General features: G+C 42.3%; 28 protein-coding genes. 1 reads left to right on the top strand and 27 read right to left on the bottom strand.

Going from position 1 to position 24549, the window contains the following annotated elements; genetic code table 11:
• Positions 1–12 precede the first annotated feature (12 nt).
• The 23 genes from NSQ17_RS08010 to NSQ17_RS07900 all read right to left on the bottom strand — a co-directional run bounded on the left by NSQ17_RS08010 (position 13) and on the right by NSQ17_RS07900 (position 21612).
• Positions 13–777: a ribonuclease HII gene (locus tag NSQ17_RS08010; protein WP_144665390.1), complete on the bottom strand. Its 765-nt coding sequence runs from the start codon at positions 775–777 to the stop codon at positions 13–15.
• 76 nt (positions 778–853) lie between these two features.
• Entirely contained in the window at positions 854–1702 is an 849-nt protein-coding gene (ylqF, locus tag NSQ17_RS08005) for a ribosome biogenesis GTPase YlqF (RefSeq protein ID WP_007499632.1), read from the bottom strand.
• Positions 1703–1792: 90 nt separating this feature from the next.
• Entirely contained in the window at positions 1793–2140 is a 348-nt protein-coding gene (gene rplS, locus NSQ17_RS08000; RefSeq protein ID WP_008344834.1) for a 50S ribosomal protein L19, read from the bottom strand.
• 137 nt (positions 2141–2277) lie between these two features.
• Positions 2278–3012 (bottom strand): tRNA (guanosine(37)-N1)-methyltransferase TrmD, encoded by a 735-nt coding sequence (trmD, locus tag NSQ17_RS07995; RefSeq protein WP_007499635.1) that lies wholly within the window; start codon positions 3010–3012, stop codon positions 2278–2280.
• A complete protein-coding gene (rimM, locus tag NSQ17_RS07990) occupies positions 3009–3533 on the bottom strand; it encodes a ribosome maturation factor RimM (protein WP_008344836.1) in 525 nt (174 codons plus the stop codon). Before rimM ends, trmD begins: the two co-directional genes overlap by 4 nt.
• A gap of 9 nt (positions 3534–3542) precedes the next feature.
• Positions 3543–3929: a YlqD family protein gene (locus NSQ17_RS07985; RefSeq protein ID WP_008344839.1), complete on the bottom strand. Its 387-nt coding sequence runs from the start codon at positions 3927–3929 to the stop codon at positions 3543–3545.
• A gap of 103 nt (positions 3930–4032) precedes the next feature.
• Positions 4033–4278: a KH domain-containing protein gene (locus tag NSQ17_RS07980; RefSeq protein ID WP_012009937.1), complete on the bottom strand. Its 246-nt coding sequence runs from the start codon at positions 4276–4278 to the stop codon at positions 4033–4035.
• Entirely contained in the window at positions 4278–4550 is a 273-nt protein-coding gene (gene rpsP, locus NSQ17_RS07975) for a 30S ribosomal protein S16 (protein ID WP_003212139.1), read from the bottom strand. Before rpsP ends, NSQ17_RS07980 begins: the two co-directional genes overlap by 1 nt.
• Before the next feature lie 105 nt (positions 4551–4655).
• Positions 4656–5999 (bottom strand): signal recognition particle protein, encoded by a 1344-nt coding sequence (ffh, locus tag NSQ17_RS07970; RefSeq protein WP_008344842.1) that lies wholly within the window; start codon positions 5997–5999, stop codon positions 4656–4658.
• A 13-nt stretch (positions 6000–6012) separates the two neighbouring features.
• Positions 6013–6345: a putative DNA-binding protein gene (locus tag NSQ17_RS07965; RefSeq protein ID WP_008344844.1), complete on the bottom strand. Its 333-nt coding sequence runs from the start codon at positions 6343–6345 to the stop codon at positions 6013–6015.
• 141 nt (positions 6346–6486) lie between these two features.
• Positions 6487–7473 carry a signal recognition particle-docking protein FtsY gene (gene ftsY / locus NSQ17_RS07960; protein ID WP_017359097.1) on the bottom strand — a complete coding sequence of 329 codons (987 nt, stop codon included), beginning with the start codon at positions 7471–7473 and terminating at the stop codon, positions 6487–6489.
• A gap of 21 nt (positions 7474–7494) precedes the next feature.
• Positions 7495–11055: a chromosome segregation protein SMC gene (smc, locus tag NSQ17_RS07955; RefSeq protein ID WP_135008915.1), complete on the bottom strand. Its 3561-nt coding sequence runs from the start codon at positions 11053–11055 to the stop codon at positions 7495–7497.
• 105 nt (positions 11056–11160) lie between these two features.
• Complete coding sequence (gene rnc, locus NSQ17_RS07950; protein WP_017367233.1) at positions 11161–11904, bottom strand: ribonuclease III; 744 nt, start codon at positions 11902–11904, stop codon at positions 11161–11163.
• 184 nt (positions 11905–12088) lie between these two features.
• The gene (acpP, locus tag NSQ17_RS07945; protein WP_003212028.1) at positions 12089–12322 is read right to left on the bottom strand and encodes an acyl carrier protein; all 234 of its coding nucleotides are present in this window, start codon (positions 12320–12322) and stop codon (positions 12089–12091) included.
• A gap of 81 nt (positions 12323–12403) precedes the next feature.
• A complete protein-coding gene (gene fabG / locus NSQ17_RS07940; protein ID WP_008344855.1) occupies positions 12404–13147 on the bottom strand; it encodes a 3-oxoacyl-[acyl-carrier-protein] reductase in 744 nt (247 codons plus the stop codon).
• Entirely contained in the window at positions 13147–14091 is a 945-nt protein-coding gene (gene fabD / locus NSQ17_RS07935) for an ACP S-malonyltransferase (protein ID WP_135008916.1), read from the bottom strand. Before fabD ends, fabG begins: the two co-directional genes overlap by 1 nt.
• Before the next feature lie 15 nt (positions 14092–14106).
• Positions 14107–15105, bottom strand: a complete 999-nt coding sequence (gene plsX / locus NSQ17_RS07930; RefSeq protein ID WP_342468000.1) for a phosphate acyltransferase PlsX — start codon at positions 15103–15105, stop codon at positions 14107–14109.
• Between the two features lie 15 nt (positions 15106–15120).
• The gene (gene fapR, locus NSQ17_RS07925) at positions 15121–15687 is read right to left on the bottom strand and encodes a transcription factor FapR (RefSeq protein WP_008344859.1); all 567 of its coding nucleotides are present in this window, start codon (positions 15685–15687) and stop codon (positions 15121–15123) included.
• Positions 15688–15799: 112 nt separating this feature from the next.
• Positions 15800–17848, bottom strand: a complete 2049-nt coding sequence (gene recG, locus NSQ17_RS07920; protein WP_268357774.1) for an ATP-dependent DNA helicase RecG — start codon at positions 17846–17848, stop codon at positions 15800–15802.
• A complete protein-coding gene (gene sdaAA / locus NSQ17_RS07915) occupies positions 17826–18728 on the bottom strand; it encodes an L-serine ammonia-lyase, iron-sulfur-dependent, subunit alpha (RefSeq protein ID WP_024720342.1) in 903 nt (300 codons plus the stop codon). The genes recG and sdaAA overlap by 23 nt, the downstream gene beginning before the upstream one ends.
• Before the next feature lie 20 nt (positions 18729–18748).
• Positions 18749–19411, bottom strand: a complete 663-nt coding sequence (gene sdaAB, locus NSQ17_RS07910; protein WP_100324970.1) for an L-serine ammonia-lyase, iron-sulfur-dependent subunit beta — start codon at positions 19409–19411, stop codon at positions 18749–18751.
• Between the two features lie 149 nt (positions 19412–19560).
• Positions 19561–21234: a DAK2 domain-containing protein gene (locus NSQ17_RS07905; RefSeq protein ID WP_342467999.1), complete on the bottom strand. Its 1674-nt coding sequence runs from the start codon at positions 21232–21234 to the stop codon at positions 19561–19563.
• Positions 21235–21249: 15 nt separating this feature from the next.
• Entirely contained in the window at positions 21250–21612 is a 363-nt protein-coding gene (locus NSQ17_RS07900; RefSeq protein WP_008344871.1) for an Asp23/Gls24 family envelope stress response protein, read from the bottom strand.
• A gap of 271 nt (positions 21613–21883) precedes the next feature.
• Here NSQ17_RS07900 and rpmB point away from each other — a divergent pair, with 271 nt between their 5' ends.
• Entirely contained in the window at positions 21884–22072 is a 189-nt protein-coding gene (gene rpmB / locus NSQ17_RS07895; RefSeq protein ID WP_003212514.1) for a 50S ribosomal protein L28, read from the top strand.
• Between the two features lie 69 nt (positions 22073–22141).
• Here rpmB and spoVM read toward each other — a convergent pair whose 3' ends face one another.
• From spoVM to rsgA, 4 genes are all read right to left on the bottom strand, one after another.
• The gene (spoVM, locus tag NSQ17_RS07890; RefSeq protein WP_008354550.1) at positions 22142–22222 is read right to left on the bottom strand and encodes a stage V sporulation protein SpoVM; all 81 of its coding nucleotides are present in this window, start codon (positions 22220–22222) and stop codon (positions 22142–22144) included.
• Between the two features lie 71 nt (positions 22223–22293).
• Entirely contained in the window at positions 22294–22938 is a 645-nt protein-coding gene (locus tag NSQ17_RS07885) for a thiamine diphosphokinase (RefSeq protein WP_017367227.1), read from the bottom strand.
• 59 nt (positions 22939–22997) lie between these two features.
• Positions 22998–23648 (bottom strand): ribulose-phosphate 3-epimerase, encoded by a 651-nt coding sequence (rpe, locus tag NSQ17_RS07880; RefSeq protein ID WP_342467998.1) that lies wholly within the window; start codon positions 23646–23648, stop codon positions 22998–23000.
• A gap of 3 nt (positions 23649–23651) precedes the next feature.
• The gene (gene rsgA, locus NSQ17_RS07875; RefSeq protein ID WP_327859488.1) at positions 23652–24548 is read right to left on the bottom strand and encodes a ribosome small subunit-dependent GTPase A; all 897 of its coding nucleotides are present in this window, start codon (positions 24546–24548) and stop codon (positions 23652–23654) included.
• Between the last annotated feature and the right edge of the window lies 1 nt (position 24549).

The raw sequence follows: 24549 nt of genomic DNA, 5'->3' as shown, positions 1-24549 counted from the left end.
GTGTCAAAATATTTATGAAATAACAGATTTCACTGGTGCAAATGATAACCGGTGGATAGGTGTAGCGCCATGTGTTTGAATGGCAGCCAGGTGCTCTTTCGTTCCATACCCTTTATGTTTTTCAAATTGATACTCAGGGTACTGGCGTCCATACTCTTCCATCATTTTGTCCCTTGTCACTTTGGCAATACATGCACCAGCTGCGATGGATGCGCTTTTAGCATCTCCTTTGATGATATTCTCCTGTTGAGTAGGAAGCGGGAGCGTCATCGCATCTATGAGTAGATAATCAGGTGTGTGAGTGAGCTGCTTTACAGCCTTCACCATCGCCAGTCTTGATGCTTCGTATATATTTATTTCGTCAATCGTTGCCGCATCAACAATGCCGATGCCGATGTCGAGTGCTTCCTTTTGAATGAGCTCATAATAGGTCATTCTTTTTTTCTCAGATAGCTGTTTTGAATCATTTAAACCGAGTAGGACGGTATCCTCTTTTAATATCACAGCTGCCGCAACAACTGGGCCAGCAAGTGGTCCTCTTCCTGCTTCATCTATGCCTGCAATACAAGTGTATCCTTGCGCTCTTGCTTTGGTTTCAAATTGCAGCATTTGCTTCCATGCTGCACGTAGTTCTTGCTGCTTTTCTCTCTCTTTGTTCCATTTGTCCATCAGTTTCTGGACACTTTTTCTTGTATCGTCTTTCAATAGTTCACGAATGTATGACTCGTCGTCAGCATGTTGTTCTATTAATTCTTTTATTTGTTTGACCGTGTACATTGGCTTTTCCGCAGCCTCCTTCTTTATATCGGCAGTTTTTCGCAAAAAATAAAGACCCGCATGAGCTGCGTGTCTTTTAGCTTTCAGGCTTCTCAAAAGTGAGGGGACCAAATTTTTCCGTTCGAATATCCCGAATAATGATTTCGGTCGTTTTGTCGTAATTAATGAATCCTCCACTCATCAGACAGCCGCGTTTTGTGCCAATGGCATCAAACAGCTCAACTGTATCTTCAGGTATTTCTGCTAAATCATAGCGTTTTTTTAACCGCTCTGGATAGTGCTCTTCTAAAAAGCGGAGCGCATACACTGCGACATCCTGCAAGTTGATGATAGAGTCTTTAATCGCTCCAGTGACGGCCAGCCTAAGACCTACTTGTTCATCTTCAAATTTCGGCCAGAGAATTCCGGGGGTATCGAGCAGTTCAAGTTCTTTTCCTACCTTCACCCATTGCTGTGATGTCGTAATACCAGGTCGATCTCCTGTTTTCGCAATATTTTTCTTTGCCAACCGATTGATCAGCGTTGATTTGCCGACATTGGGAATTCCGATAATCAAAGCTCGAATGGCACGCGGCTTAACACCTTTTGCTTTCATTCGATCGAACTTTTCTTTTAAGATTTCTTTTGATGTCGTAATGATTTGATTTAACCCTTGTCCATCGACAGAATTAATGGCAAGTGACCGTACACCTTGCGCTTCAAAGTGTGCCTGCCACTCTTTTGTCATACGAGGATCTGCTTTATCTGCTTTGTTCAAAAGCATAATTTTCGGTTTGTTTTGGAGGATTTCTTCAATCATTGGGTTTCTAGAGGACATCGGAATTCTTGCATCGGTTAATTCAAATACGATGTCGATGAGCTTTAGTTTTTCTGTGACTTCCCGTCTTGCTTTTGCCATATGGCCTGGAAACCATTGAATTGTCATATGTGCACCTTCTCTCTTCTAACGGTTGTCTCTATACATTGTACAAAAAAAGAGCCTGTTACAGGTAACAAGCTCTTTCTTTTGATATCATTATCGTCTGATTTCTTTGATACGAGCCGCTTTACCGCGAAGTTCACGTAGGTAGTAAAGTTTCGCACGACGTACCTTACCGTGACGTACAACTTCGATCTTAGCGATTTTTGGTGTGTGTACAGGGAATGTACGCTCAACGCCTACACCGTAAGAGATCTTACGAACTGTGAAAGTTTCGCTGATTCCACCACCACGACGCTTAATTACAACACCTTCAAAGATCTGGATACGCTCACGAGTACCCTCGACAACTTTCACGTGTACACGTAAAGTGTCACCAGGACGGAACGCAGGAAGATCAGTGCGTAATTGTTCTTTTGTGATTTCTTCAATCAATTGTTGCATCGTTTTCAACTCCTTCCAACAGATGCTCATGTCCTCTTTCTTCATTGCAGCGGAACATCGTTTTCAAACTTGAATCGGCAAGCCGTCCAAGTCACAAGTAGTATCATACCACACCTGTATACCTTGTGCAATACAATCTAGTCATTATGAAGCTGCCAAAGCCATCTTTTTTCTTCATCCGTTAATGTTTTGCAAGAATCGATCAAATCTGGCCGTCTTGTATAGGTTCGCTTCAACGATTCTTTACGCCGCCACTCTTCAATTTTGGCATGATTTCCAGAGAGAAGCACATCTGGTACTTTCAATCCTTTATAATCAGCTGGTCTTGTATAGTGCGGATGCTCAAGCAGACCTGTACTAAATGAATCTTCGATATGAGACGCTTCTTTTCCAAGCACATGAGGCAAAAGCCTGACCACACTGTCTGCAATCATCATCGCCGGCAGCTCTCCGCCTGTGAGAACGAAATCCCCGATTGAGATTTCATCTGTGACAAGATGCTCCCTGATGCGCTCATCGTAGCCTTCATAGTGGCCGCAAATGAACATAAGATGCTCTTCTTTTGCAAGCTCTTCTGCTTTCTTTTGTGTATATCTTTCTCCTTGAGGACAGACAAGAATAATGCGGGGTTTCTTGTTTGCTTTTTTCGTTAAATCTTCTACCGCATCAAATACAGGCTGTGCTTTCAGAACCATGCCAGCACCGCCGCCATACGGATAGTCATCCACTGTTTTATGTTTATGATCGGAATACTCCCTAAAATTCACGACATCAAATGAGACCGCATCTTTTTCCTGAGCTTTTTTTAAGATCGATGAGTGAAGCACTCCTTCAAACATTTCAGGAAACAGTGTTAAAAAGTCAATTTTCATTCGTCAATGAGTCCTTCCATCACTTCAATGTGTACTTTCTTGGATGAAATATCAACTGTTTTGACGACAGATGGAATATAAGGGATGAGGGCATCTTTTTTGCCTTTTCTTCCAACCACCCATACATCATTTGCCCCTGGCGTTAAAACTTCTTTGATTTGACCAATCAGTTTGTCCTCTTCATCATATACTTCACAGCCGATGATTTCGTGGAAATAGAATTCCCCTTCATCTAATGAACCAAGATGTTCTTTTTCTACTTTTAAAATCGACTCTTTTAATTGCTCAGCTTCATTTAATGAACCGACTTCTTCAAATGTCAGTAAATCAAATTGTTTGTGCTGTCTATGTGATGCGACAGTCACTTTTAGCGGTTCTTTTTGATTTTGTTTGAAAATATAAAGGACGCTGCCTTTTTTGTAGCGTTCTTCTGGGAAATCAGTCTTTGACACAACACGTACTTCTCCGCGCACTCCATGTGTATTGACGATCTTTCCGACATTCAACCATTCTAGTTCCATGTTCTATAATCACCCCTGACGTATTTCCACAATGGTGCCGTCTTTCACGACGATGACATTGTCTTGCATTTTGTCATCCCATTTATCACCTATTTTTACTTCAATCAGCGCATCCACTTCTGTTTCTTTCATTTCACTGCCAAGAGGCAAGATATGCAGCTGCTCGACTTGAAAATCAATTTGCCTCATTTTCTCTTGTCTTTTTTCAATGGCTTTTTGAAATTGAGGGATGGCTTCTTGCTGATGTGGTTCTTTTTCATGCTTTTTGAGTTGAAAATATAGTTGATTGCACTCACGTTCTAGTCTTTCTTTTTTCTCCAAAAAAGTCGTTAACAGTTTGTCCTTACTGCTTTCAGTTAATACTTGCATGACGGTGACATGTTGAATGATCTGCATCTTCCTTTTTGTCCCCCTATCCGAAGGCATTTGTCCTCTACAGTATAACGAAAAATAGATTTAAACGTGTAAAAAAAGGGGAGGTCCTAAGCCCTCTCCCTTTTTAGTCAGCAATCTCAAGTTGAACTTTCTTAGAAGACTCTGCACTTGCTGCAAACATGACTGTTCGTATCGCTTTAGCTGTACGTCCCTGCTTTCCGATCACTTTTCCGGTATCTTCAGCATTGACAGACAGTGTGTAAATGACCTGCTCATCTTTTTCTAATGAAGATACGTGAATATCTTCAGGGAAATCAACAAGTGGCTCGACGATGGACACAATCAATTCTTCCAAGGACAGCTCATTCATTATTTGCTGTTTTTCGCATTATGAAATTTTTCAAGAATTCCTTGGCTTGAGAAAAGGTTACGAACTGTATCAGATGGTTTCGCACCATTTTGAAGCCATTTAAGCGCTAATTCTTCGTTGATTTTCACCTCAGCTGGTGATAACACTGGATTGTATGTTCCAACTGTTTCGATGAAACGACCGTCACGTGGTGAACGAGAATCTGCTACAACAATACGATAGAAAGGAGATCTTTTTGATCCCATACGTTTTAAACGAATTTTTACTGCCATTTTACTAGCACCTCCGAAAATATTTCAACAAGATAGTATATTAACAATGATAAAAGGGTTTGTAAAGTGTTTTTTCTTAACAACGGTTTTATCATGTATAACCAATTACATAAATGGTAATTTAAAGCCGCCTTTTTTCTTTCCTTTGGACATATTGGTCATTTGCTTCATCATCTTTTTCATTTCGTCAAATTGTTTTAAAAGGCGATTGACTTCCTGTACAGATGTTCCGCTTCCTTTTGCAATCCGTTTTCTTCGGCTTGCATTGATGACCTCTGGCTGTTCTTTTTCTTCGGTCGTCATTGATTTAATGATCGCTTCGATGTGATTGAGCTGCTTTTCGTCTACTTGGACGTTTTTGAGCCCTTTCATTTTACCGGCTCCCGGCATCATTTGGATCAGTTCATCAAGTGGACCCATGTTGCGAACCTGCCCAAGCTGCTCGAGGAAATCATCGAGCGTGAAGCTCATTGTCCGCATTTTTTGTTCCAGCTCTTTCGCTTTATCTTGGTCAACGTTTGCTTGTGCTTTTTCAATAAGCGTGAGCACATCTCCCATGCCAAGAATTCTCGATGCCATCCGCTCTGGATGGAATGGTTCAATTGCATCAAGCTTTTCACCTAGTGCGGCGAATTTAATCGGCGTATTTGTGACTGCACGAATTGACAATGCTGCCCCGCCTCGCGTATCACCGTCTAGTTTTGTCAGAACGACACCTGTTAAACCAAGCTGTTCATTAAAGCTTTTTGCGACATTGACAGCATCTTGACCAGTCATCGAGTCAACAACGAGGAAAATCTCTTCTGGATTTGCGACTTCTTTTACTTTCTGAAGTTCATCCATTAAGTCTTCATCAATATGAAGACGTCCTGCTGTATCTAAAATGACATAATCATGATGTTCTTCTTTCGCTTTTTCAATTGCCTGTTTGGCAATTTCGACAGGACTAACTTGATCACCTAATGAGAATACGGGCATATCAAGCTGTTTCCCAAGCGTTTGAAGCTGCTGGATCGCTGCTGGTCTGTAAATATCAGCGGCCACCATCATCGGCTTGCGATTATGTTTTTTGCGAAGTAAGTTGGCAAGCTTTCCAGTTGTGGTCGTTTTACCTGCCCCTTGAAGACCAACCATCATAATGACAGTTGGAGATTTTTTCGCTACAGCGATTTTACTCTCTTCCCCGCCCATTAATTCAGTGAGTTCTTCTTTTACAACTTTAATGACCTGTTGTCCTGGGGTAAGACTTTGCATGACCTCTTGTCCAACTGCCCGCTCGCTTACTTTTTTCACAAAGTCTTTGACTACTTTAAAATTGACGTCAGCTTCAAGAAGGGCAAGGCGTACCTCGCGCATCATTTCTTTTACATCTTGCTCTGACACTTTTCCTTTGCCGCGGATTTTTGAAATCGTCTGCTGCAGTCGGTCGGCTAATCCTTCAAATGCCATACTGTGCCGCCTCCTAATCTAATTTCTCAAGCGATTCAATTAAAGCTTCTGCTTCTTCCTTTTGCGCGGAATCTGCTACAAGCTCTCTCATTTTTGTGAGAAGTTCTTTACGCTCTTTAAATTTCTTAAACAAGAGCAGCTTTTCTTCATATTGTTCAAGCATCGCTTCAGTCCGTTTAATATTATCATAAACAGCCTGTCTTGATACTTCATATTCATCCGCAATTTCACCGAGGGAAAAATCGTCTAGGTAGTAAAGCGACATGTAGCTCTTTTGTTTTGCGGTCAACAACGATTGATAGAAATCAAACAAGTAGTTCATTCTCGTTGTCTTTTCAAGCGTCATGGGCTCTCTCCCCTTTGTTAAGTTCATTCCCTTTACAACAACTAAGTTTACACGGTTCTGATCTATGTGTCAAGTTTTTATCTTGTCACTTCCTGCGGCGATATATAAATAAAAATGCCGGCAGTTTTGCCGGCATCTTGATTAGTCTTCTTGATCAATCATGTCTGAGAATAATCCGTACACATACGATTCAGCATCGAACTCTTGCAGATCGTCTACTTTTTCACCTAATCCGACAAGTTTTACAGGGATGTTGAGCTCATTGCGAATGGCAAGAACAATCCCGCCTTTTGCAGTACCGTCAAGCTTTGTTAAAGCGATACCTGTCACGTTTGTCGCTTTAGAAAATTCCTTCGCTTGCGCCATCGCATTTTGACCCGTTGTCGCATCAAGGGCAAGCAGTACTTCGTGCGGTGCATCGGGCACTTCGCGTTCAATGACTCTCTTGACCTTCTCTAGCTCTTTCATCAAGTTGACTTTGTTTTGCAGTCTGCCTGCTGTATCACAGATCAAGACATCTGCTTTTTTGGCTTTAGCTGATTGAACGGCATCATAGATGACCGCTGCCGGGTCAGAACCTGCTGTTTGTTTAACGACAGGAACACCAGAGCGCTCGCCCCATACTTCAAGCTGCTCAATCGCCCCCGCACGGAACGTATCACCTGCTGCTAAAATGACGGATTTCCCTTCATTTTTTAGCTTGTTTGCCAGCTTACCAATGGTTGTGGTTTTACCAACACCGTTCACGCCTACGAATAAAATAATATTTAAACGGCCGTCTTCAATGTTCAGTTCAGAAATTTGTTCCTCACCGCTATTGTAAATCTCCACGAGTTTTTCAGAGATGACTGCTTGTACTTCACTTGGGTCTTGAATGTTTCTTAATTTCACTTCTTTTTTCAGCTCATCAATCAGTTCCATCACAGTCGTGAAACCAACATCAGCACCGATTAACACTTCTTCTAGTTCTTCAAAAAAGTCTTCATCCACTTTACGATAGCGAGAAATGAGTTCATTTACTTTTCCCTGAAACGAATTTCTCGTTTTTTCAAGTCCATCTTTAAACTTTTCTGATACTGAATCGGTTTGCTGCGTAAATTTTTCTTTTAATTTCTTAAAAAAGCTCATGGATTCAAAAACCTCCTTTAATTACTGGACAAGCTCTTTCGTTTCCTCTAGTTTGACAGATACCAGTTTTGAGACACCTGACTCCTGCATCGTGACACCGTACAGAACATCTGCTTCTTCCATGGTTCCTTTTCGGTGTGTAATCACAATGAACTGTGTTTCTTGGCTGTATTTCTTTAAATACTGGGCAAAGCGGAACACATTCGCTTCATCAAGCGCCGCTTCTACCTCATCTAGCACACAGAATGGAACAGGTCTCACTTTTAAGATCGAGAATAATAAAGCGATGGCTGTTAATGCTCTTTCTCCGCCTGAAAGCAGGCTTAGATTTTGCAGCTTTTTCCCCGGCGGTTGCGCCACAATATCGACACCTGAGTTTAGTAAATCGTTTGGATCTGTCAACTTAAGGTCTGCTCTTCCTCCGCCAAATAATGCTTGGAAAACAGATTCAAAATGCCCGCGGATTTGAGAGAATGTCTCAGAGAAACGTTTCGTCATCTCCTGATCCATTTCTTCAATGACTTGGAATAACGTATTTTTCGCTTCTGTCAGATCATTGCGCTGTTCAGTTAAGAAGAGAAAACGTTCATTCACACGTTCATACTCGTCAATGCTGCCTAAGTTCACTGTTCCAAGCTCTTCAATGGCTAGTTTGATCAATTTCACGCGTTTTCTTGCTTCATCCGGCGATAGCGTCAGATGATACATTTCTTTTGCTCCTTCAAACGAAAGGGCATACTCTTCGTTTAAATAGGCGATGAGGTTATCAAGTTCAACTTCCATGCGGCCAAGCTTGATTTCTTCATCTTTTAAGCTTGTCGTGAGCTGTTTATACAGGCGTTTTTGCTCTTTCAGTTCACGTTCAGCGAATTCTAATGTTTCAGAAAGAGCCAGGCGCTGTTTGCGTCGCTCTGAGATAAGCGCTGTCGTTTTGTTTTTATGCTCCAGTTTCTCTTTTGCCGCTTCTTCCAGTTGTTCGGCGCCGCTTGAGCTGGATGACATTTCACTTGTTAAGAGGGACAAATCTTCTTTTGTTTCCGTCAGCGTCTTTTCAGCCTCTTCTAATTCAGCCGTTAAGCTCGACAGTTTTTCTTGTTCATTTGCTAAAGACTGCTCTTTTTTGGCAAGCGAGATTTTCAGCTCTGTTAATTCGGAAGAAATGGTTTCTTTCGTTGAGCTTTGGGTCTGCTTCCGTTTTGTTAACGTGTTGATCTCTTCGTCAAGAGAGGTCAGTTTCTCACCTATAGATGTTTCAAGGGCTGCCTGCTCTTTATCCTTGCTCGCAAGTTCGCTAGAGCGCTGCTGCAACTCTTCTTTTTCTTGATCATAGAGCTCTAGATGAGCGTTAATATTTTTTTCAGCTACTTGCAGTTCATATAATGTCCCTTTTAACTCTTGCTGCTTTTCTCGAAGCATTTCGCCGCGCTGACGCAATTCATTTAATTGGACTTCGCTTTCGGCAATCGATTGCTTCGTTTCTTTTGTTTCTTTTTCAAGGATCGTTGTTTTTTCTTCCATTTCAACGAGCTGCTTTGTTAATGTTTCAATCTCTCGGTTTCTGGACAGGAGGGAATTGTTCTTTTTCTTTACGCCTCCCCCAGTCATTGAACCGCCTGGGTTCACCACGTCCCCATCAAGGGTCACGATACGATAACGATGTCCTAGCATTTTCGCTAGCTCGTTGGCACCTTTTAAGTCTTGAACAATCAGGACCGTTCCAAGCAAATTCCGAATGACTTTTTCATACTTTTCGTCAAAGGAAACGAGCTGACTCGCCACGCCGATAAATGCGTCATGCTGCTCAGCTGTTTGAATATCTCTGAACTGAATGGTTCGTTCTTTGATGACGTTCATCGGCAGGAAGGTCGCACGCCCAAAGGAATGCTGCTTTAAGTATCCAATGGCCTGTCTGGCAGCCGCTTCATTTTCAGTAACGACATGCTGCGTGGCTGCGCCAAGTGCAATTTCAATCGCTGTTTCATGTTGCTGCTCTGTTTGAATCAGCTCTGCAATCGCCCCGTGAATACCGCCTAACCGGTCCTTTGCCTTTAAAACCTCTTTCACTCCTTGGAAAAATCCTGAGAAGTCTTCCTGCATGGATTCAAGCATTTCTTTTTTAGATTTTGCCTGCTGTACATATTGATAGGCTTGGTAAAGTGCCGTTTCTTTTTTCTCGTATTGACGTTTCATCTGCTCTAGCTTTTGTTCCGCTTCTCTAAAGCGTTTCACCTGAGCCAAAATGTCTTCTTCTCGTTCTGAAAGTTGCTTCTCGGCTTCTGTTTTCTTTTCCTTCACAGATACCCGTTCTTCGATATGTTTCTGATTATTTTGCGTTAACCGCTCTAGCTGCAAGGCTGCTTGGCGCTGCTGTTCTTCTAGTAATGTACGTTCGTTTCGGATAGAAGCTTGCTCGTTTAATAGGTCAAAATAATCGCTTTTCAGCTGTTCAATTTGCCCTTCCACATCTTCACTATGAAGAGACAGCTGATGCTGTTTTGTTTTCACTTCATCTTTTAGCTGCTGCACTTCTGTTTGCAGGCTGTCACGTGTGACTTTCTGCTGTTCAATCTTTTCCGTTAACAACGCCTGTTTTTCGGTTAAACGCACGAGCGTGTCTTCTAGTTGCCCTTGGTTAGCGGCCGCATTTTTTTTCCGTTCTTTTAGAACTTCTTTTTTCCCTTCAAGCTTTTCTAGTTCTTCACTTGTGAAAAGGAGGACTTCTTGAAGGTCATGAATCGAATCGTCAAGTGCCTGAATACGGTCTCTCGATTCTTCGATTTTGGCTTCCTTCGCTTGAATGTCTGTGGACTGCTTCATTTCATCTTGTTTGAACCGCTCGACAGCTTCACCAAGTGTTGTCCATTTTTTGTGCAGTGCTTCAATATCATGGACGGTGAGAGCAATTTCTACATTTTCAAGTTCTTCTTTCTTTTGCAGATAGTCTTTTGCAATAGATGCCTGCATTCTTAGTGGTTCTACTTGATCTTCTAGTTCATGCAGAATATCTTCTACCCGGTTTAAGTTGTCCTGCGTTTCAAACAGTTTATTCTCGGCTTTTTTCTTTCTTGTTTTATATTTCAGAACACCAGCTGCTTCTTCAAAGATGCTACGTCTTTCTTCAGCTTTACTCGATAGAATCTCTTCTACCTTACCTTGGCTGATGATCGAAAAAGCTTCTTTTCCAAGACCTGAATCCATGAAAAGATCAATAATATCCTTTAAGCGGACAGACTGATTGTTAATGAGAAATTCACTTTCTCCAGAACGATAGACTCTTCTTGTCACACTGACTTCGTGAAAATCGATCGGCAAAAAGTGATCTTCGTTATCGAGCGTTAATGTCACTTCTGCTAAGTTGACTCGTTTTCTAGAGTCACTTCCTGCAAAAATGATGTCTTCCATTTTTCCTCCGCGGAGGCTTTTTGCTGATTGCTCTCCAAGTACCCAGCGGATCGCATCAGTAATATTACTTTTGCCGCTTCCGTTTGGTCCAACAACAGCTGTAACCCCTTTGACAAAGTCTACAGTCACCCGCTGTGCGAAAGATTTGAATCCTATCACGTCTAAACGTTTGAGGAACATGAGAGTGATCCTCCTTATGTATTTAAAGTACTATTATCTTACCATATGAACTGAAAAAAGATGATGGAAAACAGAGTGAAATCCCCCTGAATCACGAGGGGGATTTTATTGGTTCATATGATGTTTCTGTAATTTAGCAAGTGCTTCCTGTGCAGCATGCTGTTCTGCTTCTTTTTTTGAACGGCCATTTCCAATTCCGAGCACTTCTCCTCTAAGGGATACATTGGCTTCAAATTCCCGGTTATGTGCTGGGCCTTTTTCATGCAGGATTCGGTATTCAAGTACACCTTTTCCATCTCGCTGAACAAATTCTTGAAGCTGGCTTTTAAAGTCCATGACATGTGAGAATGCCCCGTCATTAATTTTGGGGTACACATAGGCTTCTAGGAATCGTTCAACAGGCTCAAGTCCTTGATCTAAATAAAGCGCTCCGATAAACGCCTCAAATACATCTGCTAAGAGTGCCGGACGCTTTCTGCCGCCTGTCATTTCTTCCCCTTTTCCTAAAAGAACAAGGTCTCCGAAGGACAGCTCATGTGCTAATGACACAAGTGATGGCTCACATACGATCGCCGCTCTCAATTTTGTTAAATCTCCCTCGCTCATGGCTGGATACTTTGCAAATAAGAACTGTGAGATCGTCAATTCTAAAACAGCGTCCCCTAAAAATTCAAGTCTTTCATTATCCTCATAAGGTTTTTTCCGATGCTCATTCACATAAGAGGAATGTGTAAAGGCTTGATAGAGTAGTTTTTCATTTTTAAAGTGTACAGAAATGCGCTGCTGAAATTCTCTGAATTGCTCTAGTTTTTTGCTCTGTTTCTGTTTGTCTTTATAGTGTTTTGGCATAGCAACCTCCAGGTAGGCGTCATCGCCTTTAAGGATACTGATTATATGGAGTCTCTCTTTCTACATGCAAGGAAACCGTGCTCCTTAGCATCTGAAAAAGGCTGACAATTGATCAGCTGAATATGTTGAAACTAACATAAATTTTCAAAGTCCCGCCATGAAAATAGACGGGACTTTGTTACGCTTATTGCTGGCTATTTATGTAGTTCACAGCGTCACCGACTGTTGCAATTTTTTCAGCATCTTCGTCAGAAATTTCCATATCGAACTCATCTTCAAGTTCCATAACTAGCTCAACTACATCAAGGGAATCAGCGCCTAAATCTTCTTTAAATGAAGCTTCCATTTTCACGTCAGCCTCATCAACGCCAAGGCGGTCTACAATAATTTTTGATACACGCTCTAATACGTCTGCCATTGCCTTTCACCTCCCCTCAAAGTATTATAGTTGATTCGTTTTTAAAAAACTAGAGAAAACGTAACGAAATTTTGATATTTCTTAGGACATAACCATTCCGCCATCTACTTGGATGGTTTGGCCTGTAATATAACCTGCTCCTTCTGAAGCTAAAAAGACAACAACGTTGCTTATATCTTCAGGCGCACCAAAGCGTGCGAGCGGGATTTGCTTCAGCATTTCTGTTTGAACATTCTCATCAAGCTTGTCAGTCATATCAGTAGAAATAAAGCCTGGTGCTACGGCATTGACTGTAATATGACGACTGGCCAGCTCTTTCGCTGTTGTTTTCGTTAAACCGATCACACCTGCTTTTGCTGCAACATAGTTTGCTTGTCCAGGGTTTCCGCAAACGCCGACAACAGATGCTACATTGATGATTCTTCCGCTGCGCTGTTTCATCATTTGACGTGTCACAGCTTTTGTACAGTTGAAGACACCTTTTAAGTTTATGTTAATGACATCATCCCATTCATTTTCTTTCATTCTCATGAGCAGGTTGTCCTTTGTAATTCCAGCATTATTCACAAGAATGTCGATTGAACCAAATGTATCAACGGCTTGTTTCATTAATGCCTGTACTTCTTCTGCATTTGACACATCCGCTTTGACAGCAAAAGCCTGCTGGCCAAGTGCTTTGATCTCATCGACGACTTCATTTGCTTTTGCTTCGTTGCCTGAATAGTTCACCACAACATTGGCACCTTTTTTCGCCAAATCGATCGCAATCGAACGGCCAATACCGCGTGATGCACCTGTGACAACGGCTGTTTTATTTGTAAGCATCAAGAATCCCCCTTGAGTGTTTGAATGGCTGCTTCAATTGTTGCTTGATCTGATACGGAAATGGTCGTCAGGCGGCGATTGACTTTTTTCACAAGACCTGAGAGCACTTTACCAGGACCAATTTCAATAAATGTTGTCACGCCTAAGTCAATCAAGCGTTCTACACTTTCTTCAAATCGAACAGGAGAATACAATTGTTCAATCAGCTTCGTTTCAATTTCATTACGTGATGTCACGATGTCTGCTGTTACGTTTGAAATCACTGGCGTCGCGGCATCAGAAATGTCTAATTTAGATAATACATCTGTGAATTTTTCAGCTGCTGGTTTCATTAATGCAGAATGGAAAGGTCCACTCACTTCAAGTGGAATTGCACGTTTTGCGCCCTTTTCTTTCGCTTTCTCTGATGCAAGTTCCACACCTTTTGCTGTACCAGAGATGACGATTTGGCCCGGACAGTTTAAGTTCGCAAGTTCTACAAGATGACCGCTTTCTGTCACTTCTTTTGTCACTTCTACAAGTGCTGCTTGCTCTAAGCCAAGAATCGCCGCCATTGCGCCTTCTCCTGCTGGAACGGCTTCATTCATTAATTCGCCGCGCTTTCTCACTGCGAAAACGGCATCTTTAAACGAAAGAGCTCCCGCTGCAACAAGGGCTGTATATTCACCCAGGCTGTGCCCTGCTGCATAATCTGCTTTGATTCCGCTCTCTTCAAATTTCTTTAAGATCGCGATGCTTGTCGTTAAAAGAGCTGGCTGTGCATTATATGTCAGCGTCAGTTCTTCTGCATCTCCTTCAAAAATCATTGAAGATAAATCAAAACCAAGGGTCTGATCTGCTTCTTCAAACACAGCTTTAGATGCTGCTTCTTGGTCAAATAAATCTTTTCCCATGCCAATTTTTTGAGAGCCTTGGCCTGGGAATAAAAAAGCAATTTTACTCATGCTGCTCTACCTCCATTACGACTCATTCGTGTCTTCTTTTTGAACTTCTTGATGAATGATAGCTGAAACGTCTTTTTTAACGATGTCGCGCGCCTGACGAATGGCATGAAAAATCGCATTTTCATCAGAGGAACCATGCGCTTTAATAACGGGTGCTTTCAAACCAAATAATGCGGCACCACCATATTCGGAGTAATCCATTTTAGATTTCATCTGCATTAATTTTGGCTTCATCATACCTGCTGCTATTTTAGCTGTGAAGCTGGATGTTAAGGTTTCTTTCAGCATTTTAAAAACAGAAAGGGCTGTGCCTTCGATCGTTTTAAGGGCGATATTCCCCGTGAAACCATCTGTGACAACGACATCAGCTACACCCTCTAATAAATCACGCGATTCTACATTTCCTACGAAATTCAAATCTGATGCTTTTAATAATTCAAAGGTTTTTTTCGTTAAATCGTTGCCTTTTTTATCTTCTGTCCCGACATTTAAAAGTCCAACGCGTGGATTGCTCTTCGGGAAGACATGCTCTGCGTAAATAGATCCCATCATGGCATATTGCACAAGATGCTCTGGCTTTGCATCAACGTTTGCGCCGACATCCAATAATAAGAACCCGCTGCCATCAAGTGTTGGCAACGTCGGAGCAAGTGCTGGTCTGTCAATGCCATCAATTCTGCCTACGATAAATAGGCCTGCTGTCATGAGTGCCCCAGTATTTCCAGCTGAAATACAGGCATCTGCTCTTCCTTCTGAAACTTCCTGCGCCATTTTCACCATAGAAGAATCCTTTTTACGTCTCACTGCACGCACTGGTTCATCCGTTGGTTCAATGACTTCTTTTGCATCTAAGATCGTGAGGCGTTCATGATTTGTTATGTATGATTTGATCTTGCTTTCATCGCCGACTAGTGTAATCTCGATATCTGAAAATGCTTCTAAGCTTTTTTGCACACCGTCAATAATGGCTTTAGGGGCATGATCTCCCCCCATTGCATCGACTGCAATTCTCATGTTATGTGCCACCTTTTACTTTTGTTTTGAGCGATACATGACGAAATCGCCTGAGAAGACAACTTCCTCACCTACATAGCTGTTTACTTCAACTACCGTTCTGCCTTTTTCTTTATCATGTGAGGCAACTTTGGCTTTTGAGACGACTCTTTCGCCTTGTTTGACCTGCCTTGTAAACTTAATATTTGCTTTTGCTGTCAAAGCCAGTTCATCGTCGATGACGGCTACTGCCAGCGAATTTGCCTGGGCAAAAAGATGATGTCCCCTGGCAATTTGGTTACGGCTGAATACATGCTCTTTTCTTACTTCAAAAATGGAAATCGCTTGATCATCAAGCTCTACATCAATCATTTCTCCAATAACTTCATCCAGCGGAAGAGACTTCACTTCATCCTCTAATGTCTTTTCGGCCACGTGCTTAATTCGTTCGCGTAATTCAGGGATTGACAGCTCCAAACGGTCAAGACGAACTGTTTGAATGCTTACACCGAACTTACTTGCCAATTCTTCATCAGTAATGAACGGAGTCGAGCTGATCGTTTGCTGGAGAAGCCTTTGTCGTTCTTTTTTATTTAGTTTCATATGCAGACACCATCCGTACATTTATGACTAGGTACTAATAGTAGTATATAATCTCATAGATGATAAATCAATCCTTGTTTCAAAAAGACAAGAAAATTCCTCCAGCACTTGATCAGCTCAATTTATCTCCGCCAAGCACACCGCTGTCTACGAGTGTTTTCCTAAGTTCTTTGTATTCAGGGTCTGTCCAAAAGGCTTCAGACTGCACGAGCTCTGCCGCATCTTTTCTAGCGGTTTCAAGCGCTCTATAGTCATGAACCATATCTGCCACTTTAAATTCAGGCATTCCGCTTTGTTTCTTGCCAAAGAAGTCGCCAGGGCCTCTTAGTTCTAAGTCCTTTTCAGACAGTTCAAAGCCATCCGTTGTTTCAGACATGATCCGCATGCGCTCTTTACCGGTCTCTGATTTAGGGTCCGCCATTAAAATACAAAAAGATTGATGCTCTCCGCGTCCGACCCGGCCTCTTAACTGATGAAGCTGTGACAGTCCAAAACGGTCCGCATCATAAATGACCATAATGGTCGCATTTGGCACGTTGACTCCAACTTCAACAACTGTCGTTGACACAAGGATTTGCACTTCATTGGAAGTGAAATCTCTCATCACTTGATCTTTTTCATCACTTGCGAGTTTCCCGTGCATTAAGCCGATCGACCATTTTCCGCGATACGCCTCTGTCAGCATGCTGTGAACATCAATCGCATTTTGGACATCCAGTTTGTCTGATTCTTCTATAAGTGGACAAATAATATACGCTTGTCTGCCTTTTCTGAGCTCTTTATCAACAAAAGCAAGAATCCGCTCAAGCATGTCATGCTTCACCCAGTACGTTTCAATCTGCTTTCGGCCGGCTGGCAGCTCATCAATGACAGAGACGTCCATTTCTCCAAATACTGTGATGGCAAGCGTTCTCGGAATCGGCGTTGCGGTCATAAACAAAACATCTGGGTCCTGCCCTTTGCTTCGGAGTTTTTTCCGCTGTTCCACGCCGAACCTGTGCTGTTCATCTGTAATAACAAGACCAAGCTGCTGAAATTCCACTTCGTCCTGGATAAGGGCATGCGTGCCGACTAAAATATCAATATCTCCCTCTTTCAGACGTTCAAGCAGTTCTCTGCGGCGCTTTCCTTTCACTGAACTCGTCAAAAGAGCAATATTTAGCCCCCATTTTTCAAATAACTGATACAGTGAATCGGCATGCTGTTCAGCCAAAATTTCAGTTGGCACCATCAGCGCACCTTGAAAGCCGGATAAATGAGCGGCATAAAGGGCAATTGCCGCTACAGCTGTTTTCCCCGATCCAACATCCCCTTGAAGAAGCCGGTTCATTCGGTACGGGGATGCCATATCTGACATAATTTCATCCAGCACTCTTGATTGTGCTTTTGTCAGCGGGAACGGCAGGCTATGAACAAACTCAAAGACCGCCTCTTTTGAGAACGGATGCTGGATGCCTGATGTTTTTTCTCGTTCTTTTTTTCTGATCGCCTGCATCTTCAGCTGGAAGATGAGAAATTCCTCGTACACGAAGCGTCGTCTTGCTTGCTTGAGCGAGTCTCTCGTTTCAGGGAGATGAATGGTTTTTAGTGCTTCTTGATAAGACATGAGTTTATAAGCAGCTACAAGCTGTTTTGGCAGTGGATCTTCTGCATGGTCTACATAGAGTGACAACGCTTGTTTCACAAAACGCCTCATCATTTTCACGGTTACATTTTCTTTGACCGAATAAACAGGTTCTATACTGCCATCTTGTTCGTGTGTTCCTTTTTTAAATTCCTGAACCATAATGGATTGCCGGTTTTTATCCCATTTCCCTGTGACGGATACCGTATCGCCTAAAACAAGACTTCGTTTTAAATAAGGGCGATTGAAGCATATGGCTGTAATCAAAAAACGACCGACAAGCAGCCTGAATGTCAGCCTGCTTCGTTTTTTTCCATAATAGGTGAGAACGGGCTCACTGTGCACTTTTCCTTCAACTGTGACACGTTCGTCATGCCTGACTTCTTCTAAGTTACGAAGCTCATAGTCGTCATATCGATAAGGGAAGTAGCCGAGTAAATCGGCTACTGTGTAGATTCCAAGTTCATTTAGGGTTTTTTCTGTTTCTTCTCCAATCCCTTTCAAGGCAGAGATCTTATCTTGCAATTTCTGTATCACGAGATGAGGTCACACCTCCGAAAATCTTCTTTTCAAGCTCCCTTGCTGTCGGTGTTGCAGCAAGTCCGCCTTGTGCGGTCTCACGAAGAGCGGTTGGCATCGTTTGACCAATTTTGTACATCGCATCAATGACTTCATCACAAGGGATGCGGCTTGTAATGCCGGCAAGTGCCATATCTGCTGCAATCATCGCATTAGAAGCGCCCATTGCGTTTCGTTTCACACATGGCACTTCCACAAGTCCTGCGACTGGATCGCAAACAAGACCCAGCATATTTTTTAGGGTGATGGCCATGGCTTCAGCGGATTGCTGCGGCGTACCGCCTGCCATTTCTACAATGGCTGCTGCTGCCATACCTGATGCAGATCCTACTTCTGCCTGACAGCCGCCTGCTGCACCAGAGATACTTGCGTTATTGGCGACAACAAAACCAAATGCACCAGATGTAAATAGGAATCTGACCATTTGTTCCTTTGTTGGCTTTAATGTTTCTTTCACCGCAAAGAGCGTTCCTGGCACAACACCTGCTGAGCCAGCTGTAGGCGTTGCACAGATCGTTCCCATTGCTGCGTTCACTTCATTTGTTGCCACTGCCTTACTGACAGCATCTAAAATGGTATGACCAGACAATGTTTTGCCTGATGCGATATATGCTTGAAGTTTCACCGCATCCCCGCCTGTTAAACCAGATAATGATTTCACACCTTTCAGTCCGTTTTCAACGGCCTGTTCCATCACTTCTAGGTTGCGGTACATCTGCGAGAAAATGTCTTCACGTGACTTCCCTGTCACTTCCATTTCTTGAGTAATCATAATTTCTGAAATGGAGGTATTCCGTTCTTCTGTTAGCTGCACGAGTTCTTTGACGTTTTTAAACATCATACATAACCTCCTTGTTGTTACTCTGCAATTTGTGTGACTTGAATAATGTTTGGCAGCGTCTCAAGCTCTGTTAAAACCGCTGGATCAATATTCTGATCCACTTCAATCGTCATGAGTGCTTCTTGCCCGACCTCTTTACGTGCCACTTCCATATGACCAATGTTAATGGCGAATTTCGCTAACACATTGGCAACTGCTGCAATCGTCCCGTAGCGGTCGTTATGAACCACAAGAATGGCCGGGTGATTCCCTGAGAGTCTCAGTTCAAAGCCATTTAATTCTGTGATTTCAATTTTACCTCCGCCAATGGAAATCCCGATTAATTCAAGGCTTCCATTCGCATCTGAAATTTCTACTTTTGCTGTATTCGGATGCGCTGGTACCGCATCTTCTTCTTTAAACTCAATGTCGATTTCTTTGCTTTTTGCAATATCGATCGCTGTTTTAATTCGTTCATCAAATGTATCAAAGTCAAGAACACCGCCGATAATGGCTACATCTGTCCCGTGTCCTTTATACGTATCTTTAAAAGAGCCATAAAACGATACAATAATTCGTTTCGGTTCTCTTCCGAACAAGCTGCGAGCCACTCTTCCAATACGAGCCGCACCCGCCGTGTGCGAACTGGATGGACCAATCATGACGGGTCCAATAATATCAAACACACTTCTAAATTTCATAGGTCTTCCCCTCTCATCACCAATCACAGATTGGTTTGTTACTCCCTTTAGACTAATGGATTCATTCGATTCCCGCAACTCATTTCACCGATGAACACATAGTAAAAAAATGCAAAAGAAGAAGAAGGGCTTCATGTGCCCTTCTTTCTTTATTCAACAGCCAAAATATATGAATAAAGCGGCTGTTTTCCATCGTGGACTTCAACTTCTACATCTTCAAATGTTTCTTCAATATATGCTTCTAAAGCTTCCATCTCATCAGATGATGCATCTTCCCCTTTGATGATTGTGACAATCTCATCATCTTCTGTCACCATTTGGGTCAAAAGCTCTTTTGCTGCATCTAATTGATTTTTAGCTGTTAAGGTGATTTTTCCATTGTATAGGCCCATATAATCGCCTTTGGCAATGTCGATCCCATCAATTTGAGTATCTCTCACTGCAAAGGTAATTTGGCCGCTTTTCACATGATCAATCGCTTCTAACATCACTGCTTCATTGTCTTCATTTGAAGCTGCTTCATTTAGAGAAAGAAGTGCCGACATTCCTTGAGGAACGGTCTTTGTCGGAATAACAACGACCTCACGACTTGAGACAGTTGCCGCCTGTTTAGCTGCCATGACAATATTAGAATTATTAGGTAAGATAAAGACGGTTTCGGCATGAATGCTATCAATTGCTTTGACAATGTCTTCTGTGCTCGGATTCATTGTCTGTCCGCCTTCAATGACGACGGATGCTCCGATACTTTTAAACAAGTCAGCAATCCCTTCTCCCATTGCGACACTCACTACTCCAAAACGCTGTTTTTCAGCAGCTGTTGCTTTTGGTGCAGCAGGCGAGTGATCTTTTTCTTCATTGACGATCGAGCTATGCTGCTCTCTCATGTTTTCAATTTTCATATTAATTAAGCTGCCGTAGCGCTGTGCATATGATAAGACATCTCCTGGCTGCTCTGCATGAATATGAACTTTTGCAAGCGTATCATCAGATACCACAAGAAGTGAATCTCCGAATTCGCTTAATTCTTCTCTGAAGGCATTTTCGTCAAAGGACTGTTTGTCTTCTTCAAATTTCACCATAAATTCTGTACAATAGCCAAATTCAATATCTTCTGTGTTCATATGGCTTTGTGCACTTTTATGATGCTCTGCACTCACTAATTCTTTTAATGTTGGCAAAGAGGCCGTTTTAGGAGGAAGCTCTTCTCCTCTTAATGAAGCAAGGAAACCTTCATATACACAAAGAAGTCCTTTACCGCCGCTATCTACAACGCCGACTTCTTTTAAAACAGGAAGGAGATCTGGTGTGCGGTCAAGTGATGCTCTTGCTTCCTCAATCGTTAATTCAAGCACACGATCGATTTGGTCTTCTGTTGCTGAAACAGCAACCGCTTTCTTTGCTGCGTCTTTTGCAACCGTTAAGATGGTTCCTTCAATCGGTTTCATGACGGCTTTATATGCTGTATCAACACCAGCCTGCAAGGCAAGCGCAAATTCTTTTGCGTCAATTGTTTCTTTTTGTTCTATATTTTTGCTAAAACCTCTGAAGAGCTGAGACAGGATCACACCTGAGTTTCCTCTTGCCCCCATTAACAGCCCTTTTGACAGAGCCACCCCGACCTTACCAATGTGATCGGTATTTGTTTCTTCAACTGCTTTTGCCCCTGAAGTCATTGACAAATTCATATTTGTCCCCGTGTCTCCGTCTGGCACTGGAAAAACATTTAACGCATCAACAATTTGTGCGTTTTGAGAAAGATGGTGAGCACCTGCAAGAATCATTTTTGCAAATGAGCGGCCACCCAGATTTCTAATAGACAATATATTTCCTCCTTACTACGGGTTCGTAACTTTTACTCCTTGTACATAAATGTTGACTGAGTCAACTGAAAGTCCAATCGTGTGATGAATCGTATATTTGACTTTCGTTTGAACATTATGTGCGACTTCTGATATTTTTGTACCGTAGCTGACGATGATGTACATATCAATATGAATGCGATCTTCTTTTTGACGCACAAGAACACCCCGGCTGAAGTTCTCTTTGCGGAGAATATCCGTCAAGCCGTCCTTTATTTGATTTTTGGACGCCATGCCAACAATACCATAGCAATCGATCGCAGCGCCTCCTGCCACCATTGCAATGACTTCATTTGATATATCAATTTGTCCGTATTTCGTTCTAAGTTCAATGGACACATTGGTTCCCCCTTTTTGAGAAATTGCCCTGAGTTATCACTATTTTACTATAAGACCCTTCTTTTTAAAAGAAATCATTCAATCCGACCCAATCCTACTTATACTATAGCCTTGATTTTTTATCAAGATGTCAAGGTATTTTTCTTGAAAGAGGAGCAAACAATCCTTGCAAACCCCTTGAAGCTGTGGTAAATTATTAAAGTATCTTGAGGCATCTCTAAGTACGTATATGAAGAATATGATGATGTTTTCGCAGTTAGGAGGGAAACAAATGGCACGTAAATGCGTTATTACAGGCAGAAAAACAAAAGCTGGGAACAACCGTTCTCACGCAATGAACTCTACAAAACGTACATGGGGCGCGAACCTTCAAAAAGTTCGTATTCTAGTGGACGGTAAGCCTAAAAGAGTATATGTATCAGCTCGAGCTTTGAAATCTGGTAAAGTTGAGCGTGTATAAGCAAGAGTAAACGCCTGCTACATTTAACTGTAGCAGGCGTTTTTATGTGGAAATAAAGGAGATTACTCATTAATCTTTCTTAAATGAACCAAGCATCGCACGGACAATGCCGCCAAGAAATCTAGGCAGTTTGATTGTATAAAATTTCATTTTGTCCCCCTCCTAAAAGTACCGCTTGCAGCACAATTGAGCTTAATCAGCCATCCACATTGATAGGTTGGTCAATCTTTGCTTCTTACCATTATTAATATGCCTTCATGAAAAGAAAAAGTACCATTTGAGTGGATGAGTTCGTTACTAATACATAGTGTGGAACCAGGCTCAATATGACAATTTTTCAGAGGATATTTGAAACCTTTTAATGTCAGCTTTTCAACCGATGTACCGAAGGGCAAAAACGACACATATTTTTTATCCGGGTCTTGTTTGATTTCGTATGTACCAGGTCCAAACATTTGAATGATATTTTGTTTATCTACAAGGGTCATGCTCTGTTTGTGCTGAATGCCTTTGTAAAGGAGATGGATATTCCCAAGAAAATGATCTGCTCTTCCGCCTGTGATGCCGTAAATTTGAATATGTGCTGGATTCTGACGCAAAGACCAGTTCAGCGCAAGTTCTAAATCCGTTTCATCTTTCTCTGCCTGAAATAGATTGAGTGCAGGCAATTTCTTTTTCAGCTCATGAAGCTCTTCTTCTGTCACACTATCAAAATCACCAAATGCTCTGTCAGGTACAATGCCATGCTCTAGTAAGAAAAGGGTTCCCCGATCTACGCCGACCCAGAGAATGTCCTCCTCAGATGCTTCATGATCAAGCGGCGGGATGTACGCAAAAGGACCGCCGGCTACGATATGTATGTGCATGATTACGCTCCTCTCCATTGAAAAAGAACCAAAGATCACAATGACTTTGGTTCTTTTTCTTATGCTTCTCGAATGGCCTGAATGGCCGCCGCGCGGTCATCGTTCCCATATACCGCTGAGCCGGCAACAAGTAGATTAGCGCCTGCTTCTTTGCAGCTCTTTGCTGTCTCTACATTGACACCGCCATCTATTTCAATGAGTAAATCAGTTAAGCCTTTTTGTTCACTAAGTGTCTTTACTTCTTTTACCTTTGAGAGAACAGAAGGAATAAACGCCTGTCCGCCAAAACCAGGGTTCACCGTCATGAATAAGACTAGGTCAACATCCTCTAATACATGCGCAATTTGAGAAACGGGTGTGTGCGGGTTTAAAACGACCCCTGCTTTGACACCTTGTTCTTTTATATGCTGAATCGTGCGATGTAAGTGTGGACACGCCTCGACATGAACAGAAATAATATCAGCGCCCGCTTTTGCAAATGCAGGGATATACTGGTCTGGCTGCTCAATCATTAAGTGAACATCGAGCGGCAACTTTGTATGCGGCCTGATCGCCTCCACTACATTTGGTCCAAATGTCATATTCGGTACAAAATGACCATCCATGACATCAATATGAATGTAATCTGCACCGCCTTGTTCCACATCACGGATATCTTTCTCCAGATTGGCAAAATCGGCTGATAAAATGGATGGGGCAATATAAACCATGATTTAGTACCTCGGCTTTCTGTCTTTAATTTCAGTTAAAAACTCTAAATAATGCTGATAGCGATACTCTCTGATGCGATCGTCTTCTACTGCCTCTTTTACCGCACATCCAGGCTCTTTTACGTGCAAACAGCCCCTGAATTTACATTCTGCACTCTTCTCTCTAATTTCTAAGAAATAGAGCCCTAAATCTTCCGCTTCGATACCTGTAAATTCAAGCGAGCTAAATCCTGGTGTATCGGCAATGAGCCCTTCAGCCGTTCGAATGAGTTCCACATGTCTTGTTGTATGTTTCCCCCTGCCAAGATGGGAGGAAATATCATTTGTTTTCAGTGCTAAATCAGGACTCATCGCATTTAAGAGAGAAGACTTGCCTACACCTGATTGACCTGCAAATACAGTAATCTTGTGATGGAAATGCGGGGTCAGCTTTTCAATTCCATCCCCTTCGATCGTCGATGTTAAATGAACGTCGTATCCAATTTGGCGATAGTCTTCTGCATAGGCTTGAATCGTTTCTCGCTCTTGGTCTGTTTTCAGCAAGTCCATTTTTGTGATGCAGATAATCGGTTCAATCTGGCTCTCTTCAACAAGCACTAGGAATCTGTCTAAAAGCGATGTACTAAAGGTCGGCTCCGCTGCTGAGAAAACGAGCACCGCTTGATCAACGTTGCTAATAGGCGGCCGAATCAGTTCATTGGTCCGCTCTTTTACTTCCAGCAAATAGCCTTCCTTATCGTTATCTGCTTGATAGACGACATAATCTCCAACAAGAGGGGTTATTTTGTTTTTACGAAAAATCCCTCTTGCTCTACACTGAATTACTTTGCCACTTTCTAGAGACTCATCCAGCACATAATAAAATCCGCTTAATGCTTTAATAATTTTGCCCTCAGGCATA

Origin of the sequence: Bacillus sp. FSL W8-0629 (assembly GCF_038593225.1) — a bacterium.
Classification (GTDB): domain Bacteria; phylum Bacillota; class Bacilli; order Bacillales; family Bacillaceae; genus Bacillus; species Bacillus altitudinis.
Note: the sequence above shows the minus strand (reverse complement) of the source record. Positions and strands in the feature narration are given on the sequence as shown.